The sequence below is a fragment of the Secundilactobacillus pentosiphilus genome, from assembly GCF_002217985.1.
In the GTDB taxonomy this organism is placed as follows: domain Bacteria; phylum Bacillota; class Bacilli; order Lactobacillales; family Lactobacillaceae; genus Secundilactobacillus; species Secundilactobacillus pentosiphilus.
The window spans coordinates 26352-32830 of sequence record NZ_BCMI01000026.1 but is presented as its reverse complement, the minus strand read 5'-3'; the positions used below and the strand labels follow the sequence as shown (position 1 = coordinate 32830).

Genomic DNA, 6479 nt, shown 5'->3' with positions numbered 1-6479 from the left:
GTTGCCTAGAAGAATAAAACTATTTAGTTCCAACTTTTTGGGTACACGTCACAACTCGGTAGATTCCAGAATTCAACGCAAAAAAACGTATTCCGTCAAACTTTGTCGGAATACGTTTTTTTCGTTAAATGGCCGGAATCTGAGTTGTAGCGCAGGTGTTCTAGATTAAAGTATTGAGCAAAAACGGCCCTTAGTCAATAGCCGTAACCTCTGTGTAGCATTTTATGAATGTTGTGTAAGTAAGCGGTGTTCCTAGAAGCTCGTTACTTTAGTGCCGAGTAGTTCACACGGGAAAATCTGACGTCATCAGCTTAACGGTCCGCCAAATTTTCATTAATCTGCAGCATCAGGATAGACGGGGACGTCAATCTCATGATAATGTTTGTCACCCGTTTTAATGGTTACCTGTCCAGAAAGCAAGTTCATGATGCTGGTTTGTACTTGTTCAACTGCGTTTAAAGCCACCGCGATAGTAACCGTCACATCACTGCCATAAGCTGTATCAATGACCTGAATCTGCTGTTGTTCAAGATGGTAATTGAGTTTTTCATAGTTCGGGTACGAAACGTTCAAAACGATATCTTGCTGCAGGACTTTTTGAACGAGGCCGACGTTTTCAATGGCCCGTGACGTTGAGTTGCTGTAAGCCCGGATTAAACCACCTGCGCCCAGTTTAGTACCGCCAAAGTAACGGGTAACGACGGCCACCGTATCGTGAAGTTTCATCCGTTTTAAAACTTCTAAAATAGGGACGCCGGCAGTTCCAGAGGGCTCGCCGTCATCACTTTCACGCTGTATTTCATCGTGCTTGCCCACCATATAGGCAAAACAGTTATGGTTAGCCTTGGGATTATCTTGCTGCACCGACGCAATAAAGGCATCAGCGTCTTCTTTTTTGGCGACCCGCTGGACACTGCAGATAAAACGGGATTTTTTAATTTCCAGTTCGTGGGAGCCGCTGGTTTTGATGGTTAAATAATTTTCTGACATTGTTAGCTTTACTCCATTTCTTACGTATGTATGTCTAGTAAGGGGTGATGATCATGCAAATCGAACAATTATTTGGTCGGCAAATTTTAAGTGAACAGTTGTCGGTAGCGTCTAGCTGGCAATCACAATTGATCCGCCGACCAGCCATGATGGTGACGGATCAGTGGGTAATTTGTCAGCGGTGCGGCCAGCGAACGGTGAAGCAAACGGTTCGGCTGCCGCAGGGAGACTACTATTGCCCGCACTGTTTTCAATTGGGACGGGTAACTGCCAGTCAGTGGCTATGGTCACTACCAGAGCCAAACCAGTTTGCGGTTCGAACTGATTCCCCCTTGGACTGGACGGGAGAATTAACGGCTGCTCAAAAGGCTTGCAGCCGGCAGATCGATGAGGTCTTTACTGCCGGTAAAACGCACTTGTTGTGGGCTGTCACGGGTGCCGGTAAAACCGAAATGCTATTTTATGGCATTGAACAGGCGTTGAAGAAGGGATTACGGATCGGAATTGCGTCACCAAGAATCGATGTTTGTTTAGAACTTGCACCGCGATTTCAGGCCGCCTTCACTAGTATTCCACAGGTTGTGCTGTATGGCGAGATGAAAAGGCCTTACCACTATTGCCAGTTGACAATTTGCACAACGCATCAACTGCTTCGATTCTACCATGCTTTTGATATTTTAGTGGTCGATGAAGTGGATGCATTCCCGTTTGCGGCGGATCCTGGGTTAAATTACGCGGCTGAACAGGCAAAAAAAGAAGCAGGCGCCTTATTATATCTCACGGCAACTCCCAGTAAAGCGTTACTGCGCCAGGAGAAACAAAAACAACTGACGGTCAGCTATTTACCCGCTCGATATCATGGGTATCCACTGCCTGAAATTAAATTAAAGCTGACTAGCCGGTGGCGTCAGTCGTTAGCCAAACAACGCTTGCCCAGTGTTGTCAAAGCAACCCTCAAAAAAATGGTGACCCAAAAACGCCGCTTCCTTCTGTTTGTACCACGGGTCAGTGACTTAACGCGCCTCCAAGCCATCATCCAATTGCAGTTTTCAGCGCTCAAAACTGCAACCGTTCACGCGGGGGATGTTAACCGCCACGAAAAGGTCCAGCAAATGAGGGACGGCGTGCTTGACTGTTTGATTACCACGACTATTTTAGAGCGGGGTGTGACCTTTGCCGATATTGATGTCATCGTACTGGGTGCGGACGACGCCGTTTTTTCTACCGCCGCATTGGTTCAAATCGCGGGCAGGGCTGGACGCAAAGCCGAGTTCCCTGAGGGACTAGTGGCGTTCTTTGCTGAGGGCCAGACTAGGGCCATCAAGGAGGCACGGCGGCAAATAAAATTTGTTAACCGAAAAGCCCGTCAAACCGGGTTATTAAGGGGTGATACTCATGACTGAATGTTTACTGTGTCACAGGCCTCTTTTGCCACAGCTGACACTCTGGCAGGTCTTAAACTTTCAGCCCGTTGAAGATGAGCTGCTCTGCCAAACGTGTGTCGGTCAGTTAGAGCCGATCCCGGTTGATCAAGCTTGTACTGGCTGCGGCCGTTTATGCGCAAAAAAATACTGCAGTGACTGTCTTCGCTGGCAAACGCCGCCAAACTTTAAAAACCGTGCGCTGTTTCGGTATAATGATATTCTTAAACAGTATATATCACAGTATAAATTCTATGGTGATTACCGGTTAAAAAACGTCTTTCAGACGCAGATAAAACGGGAGGTTGAACGGTTTGATGCCGATTTAGTCATTCCCATTCCAGTCAATCCAGCGACCCTGCAGCAGCGAGGATTTAATCAGGTTGCGGGGTTATTAGAGAAGGTTGAAACCACCGATGGTTTAGCTACCCGGGAGTTAGTTAAGCGGCAGCCCCAATCAGAGAAAAATCGGCAGCAGCGTCTGCAAACTGAGCAACCGTTTGTGATTAATTTAGCCAGTGAAAAATTTAATAAAAAACGCGTTTTGATCGTTGATGATATTTATACCACTGGCCGGACCATTAGGCACGCAGCTACATTACTGCAAAACGCTGGTGCCAGTGAGGTTATGGGACTTACGCTGGCTCACGGATAAGGTCAATCAGCATAGAATAATACGGTTCTCTGCCCTAAACTATTGTGTATTGTAGCGCTTTCTATTATAATTAAGCTATAAACAAAACAAACATTTAAGCCACGGTTTCAGGCATGCTTAAATCAACTTTTGTTTGTTGTGGAAGGGAGAGAAGTTCTATGCTCACATTCAATATTCGTGGTGAAAACATTGAGGTCACTCAAGCAATCCGGGATTACGTGCAAAAGCGGATCAGTAAGCTTGAGAAGTATTTTGAGCAAAGCGTGGATTCAACTGCTCATGTTAATCTGAAGGTGTACCAAAATAAGGATTCAAAGGTGGAAGTGACGATCCCGCTGCCTTACTTAACGCTACGAGCAGAAGAAACGTCCCCAGATCTGTACGCAAGTATTGATTTAGTTACGGATAAGCTAGAGCGTCAGATCCGCAAGTACAAGACAAAGGTCAACCGTAAGTCGCGTGAAAAGGGCTTCAAAAACCTTGAATTTACCCCCGAAACTGCTGATAACGATGACGACGATAAGAACTCAAAGTTAGAAGTCGTGCGGACAAAGCGAGTTTCCTTAAAGCCAATGGATAACGAAGAAGCAATCCTGCAAATGGATATGCTAGGGCACGACTTCTTTATCTATGAAGACGCTGAAACCGATGCGGTCAACATTGTTTACCGTCGCAATGACGGTCGTTATGGCCTGATTGAAGCCGGCGATTAATGATTTAAGAATGCAATTGTGAAGGGATCGAAGCTATTCTAATTGAGGCTTCGATCCTTTTGTATTCGCTGTGTAAGGCGGCTGTCACTGCTTTTTTAAAATATAAGCGGCAGATGAGTTTTAAAACCCACACATAAATGTTAGACTAGTTGTTGGTATGCAATCAAATGAATGATAATAATTGAAAACAGATTTACAGAAGGGAATCAAGAATGGCTAACTTTTTAAAGCGCTGGGTCGAAAGTGATAAACGAGAACTTCGACGAATCAGCAAAATTGCAGATAAGGTCAACGATTACTCAAAAGAGTACGAAAACCTATCTGATGATGATTTAAAAGCAAAAACACCAGAATTTCAAAAACGTTACCAAGATGGTGAAACGCTTGATGACTTACTACCAGAAGCCTTTGCGGTTGCTCGTGAAGGGGCTAAGCGGGTACTGGGTTTATACCCATTCCACGTTCAAATCATGGGTGGTATCGTGCTGCATGAAGGTAACATTGCCGAAATGAAGACTGGTGAAGGTAAGACGCTTACCGCAACAATGCCGGTTTACCTTAACGCACTAGCTGGTAAGGGTGTCCACGTTGTGACGGTTAACGAATACCTGTCATCCCGTGATGCTGAAGAAATGGGTGAGTTATATAACTGGCTGGGCTTAAGCGTTGGTTTAAACCTGACCGAAAAGTCACCCGAAGAAAAGCGGGCAGCCTATAACTGCGACATTACTTATTCCACCAACTCAGAAATTGGGTTCGATTATCTTCGTGATAACATGGTGGTTTATAAGGAAGATATGGTTCAGCGGCCGTTGAACTTTGCTATCGTTGATGAAGTGGATTCAATTCTGATTGATGAAGCCCGGACACCACTGATTATTTCAGGTCAATCAGAAGGAACGTCGCAGCTGTACCAGCGGACCGACCGTTTTGCTAAGACGTTGCATGAAGATACGGATTACAAGATCGATTTGGAATCTAAGAGTGTCTCCCTGACTGAAGAAGGGATCGCTAAGGCTGAAAAATACTTTAACCTTAAGAACCTTTTTGACACGGACAACACTGCTTTGACCCACCATTTGGACCAAGCCTTACGAGCTAATTTCATTATGCTTCGTGATAAGGACTACGTGGTCTCAAACGGTGAGGTTTTGATCGTTGATTCATTTACCGGTCGTGTGATGGAAGGCCGTCGTTATTCTGATGGGCTGCACCAAGCGATTGAAGCCAAAGAGGGCGTGGATATTCAAGAAGAATCCAAGACCATGGCTAACATCACTTACCAAAACATGTTCCGGATGTATGATAAATTAGCTGGTATGACCGGGACTGCCCGGACTGAAATTGAAGAATTCCGTGAGATTTACAGCATGGAAGTTATTTCAGTACCAACCAATAAACCGGTTATTCGGATCGATGAACCAGACGTTTTGTACCCAACCTTGGAAGCCAAGTTTAATGCGGTTGCCGATCGGGTTAAGGAACTGCACGAAAAGGGTCAACCAATCTTGATTGGTACTGTTGCGGTTGAAACGTCTGAATATATTTCACAGTTACTAGATAAAGCTCAAATCCCGCACGTGGTCTTGAACGCCAAGAACCACGCTAAGGAAGCTGACATTATCATGAATGCTGGTCAACGCGGTGCGGTTACGATTGCCACCAACATGGCTGGTCGTGGGACCGATATCAAACTTGGACCCGGTGTTCGTGAATTAGGCGGTTTAGTTGTGCTGGGGACTGAACGACATGAATCTCGGCGTATTGATAACCAGCTTCGTGGCCGTTCAGGCCGTCAAGGTGACCCAGGTTTGACTCAGTTCTACCTGTCACTTGAAGATGATTTGCTCCGTCGTTTCGGTACTGACCGGGTTAAAGCCTTTTTGGAACGAATGAACGTTGAAGGCGACGATGCCGTGATCAAGAGCCGGATGATCAGCCGTCAGGTTGAGTCCGCCCAAAAACGGGTTGAAGGTAACAACTACGACTCACGGAAGAACGTTCTGCAATACGATGATGTGATGCGTGCACAACGTGAAGTGATCTATGGTCAAAGAAACAAAGTGATTAATGAAGACGAGTCCTTACGTTGGGTAATCAAACCAATGTTTGACCGCACCATTGATCGCGTGGTCAACCTTCATACGCAAGGCGAACAAAAAGATTGGGACTTAAGTACGATTTTAGACTTTGCTATTTCGGCACTGGTTAGTCCGGATAAGATCAAGTTGGACGATCTTAAGGGTAAGTCTGCTGACCAGATCAAGGATCTGCTTAAAGGTCTAGCTGATGGCGTTTATGAAGATAAGAAGAAGCAACTCTATGATCCAGCTCAAATGCTTGAATTTGAAAAAGTTGTTATCTTACGGGTGGTAGACTCTCATTGGACCGATCACATTGACGTGATGGATCAACTGCGAACCTCAATTGGTTTGCGTGGTTATGGTCAATTGAACCCATTGGTTGAATACCAACAGGATGGCTACCGGATGTTTGAAGAAATGATTGCTGACATTGATTATGACGCGACTCGTCTGTTCATGAAGTCAGAAATTCGCCAAAACATTAAGCGTTAAAAAACTTCAGTCGGCGTTAGTGCCGGCTAATTGAAAAATCTGTATGACTCGAATTAGTCATGCGGATTTTTCGTATCTAGCAAAAATAATAGCTTAGTTGATATTGAAAATTGACTATTGACTG

At 45.2% G+C, this 6479-nt stretch carries 5 protein-coding genes; 4 read left to right on the top strand and 1 reads right to left on the bottom strand.

Features of this window, described 5'->3' with window-relative positions; genetic code table 11:
• Window positions 1–333: 333 nt before the first annotated feature.
• Window positions 334–990 (bottom strand): YigZ family protein, encoded by a 657-nt coding sequence (locus tag CES81_RS10730; RefSeq protein ID WP_089121748.1) that lies wholly within the window; start codon window positions 988–990, stop codon window positions 334–336.
• A 53-nt stretch (window positions 991–1043) separates the two neighbouring features.
• On the opposite strand from CES81_RS10730, the gene CES81_RS10725 reads away from it, so the two are divergent.
• From CES81_RS10725 to secA, 4 genes are all read left to right on the top strand, one after another.
• Complete coding sequence (locus CES81_RS10725) at window positions 1044–2393, top strand: ATP-dependent helicase ComFA (protein WP_089121747.1); 1350 nt, start codon at window positions 1044–1046, stop codon at window positions 2391–2393.
• Window positions 2386–3066, top strand: coding sequence for a ComF family protein (locus CES81_RS10720; RefSeq protein WP_089121746.1), 681 nt, complete (start codon window positions 2386–2388; stop codon window positions 3064–3066). The genes CES81_RS10725 and CES81_RS10720 overlap by 8 nt, the downstream gene beginning before the upstream one ends.
• Window positions 3067–3224: 158 nt before the next feature.
• Complete coding sequence (hpf, locus tag CES81_RS10715) at window positions 3225–3779, top strand: ribosome hibernation-promoting factor, HPF/YfiA family (RefSeq protein WP_089121745.1); 555 nt, start codon at window positions 3225–3227, stop codon at window positions 3777–3779.
• Between the two features lie 212 nt (window positions 3780–3991).
• Entirely contained in the window at window positions 3992–6355 is a 2364-nt protein-coding gene (gene secA, locus CES81_RS10710; RefSeq protein ID WP_089088191.1) for a preprotein translocase subunit SecA, read from the top strand.
• Window positions 6356–6479 lie beyond the last annotated feature (124 nt).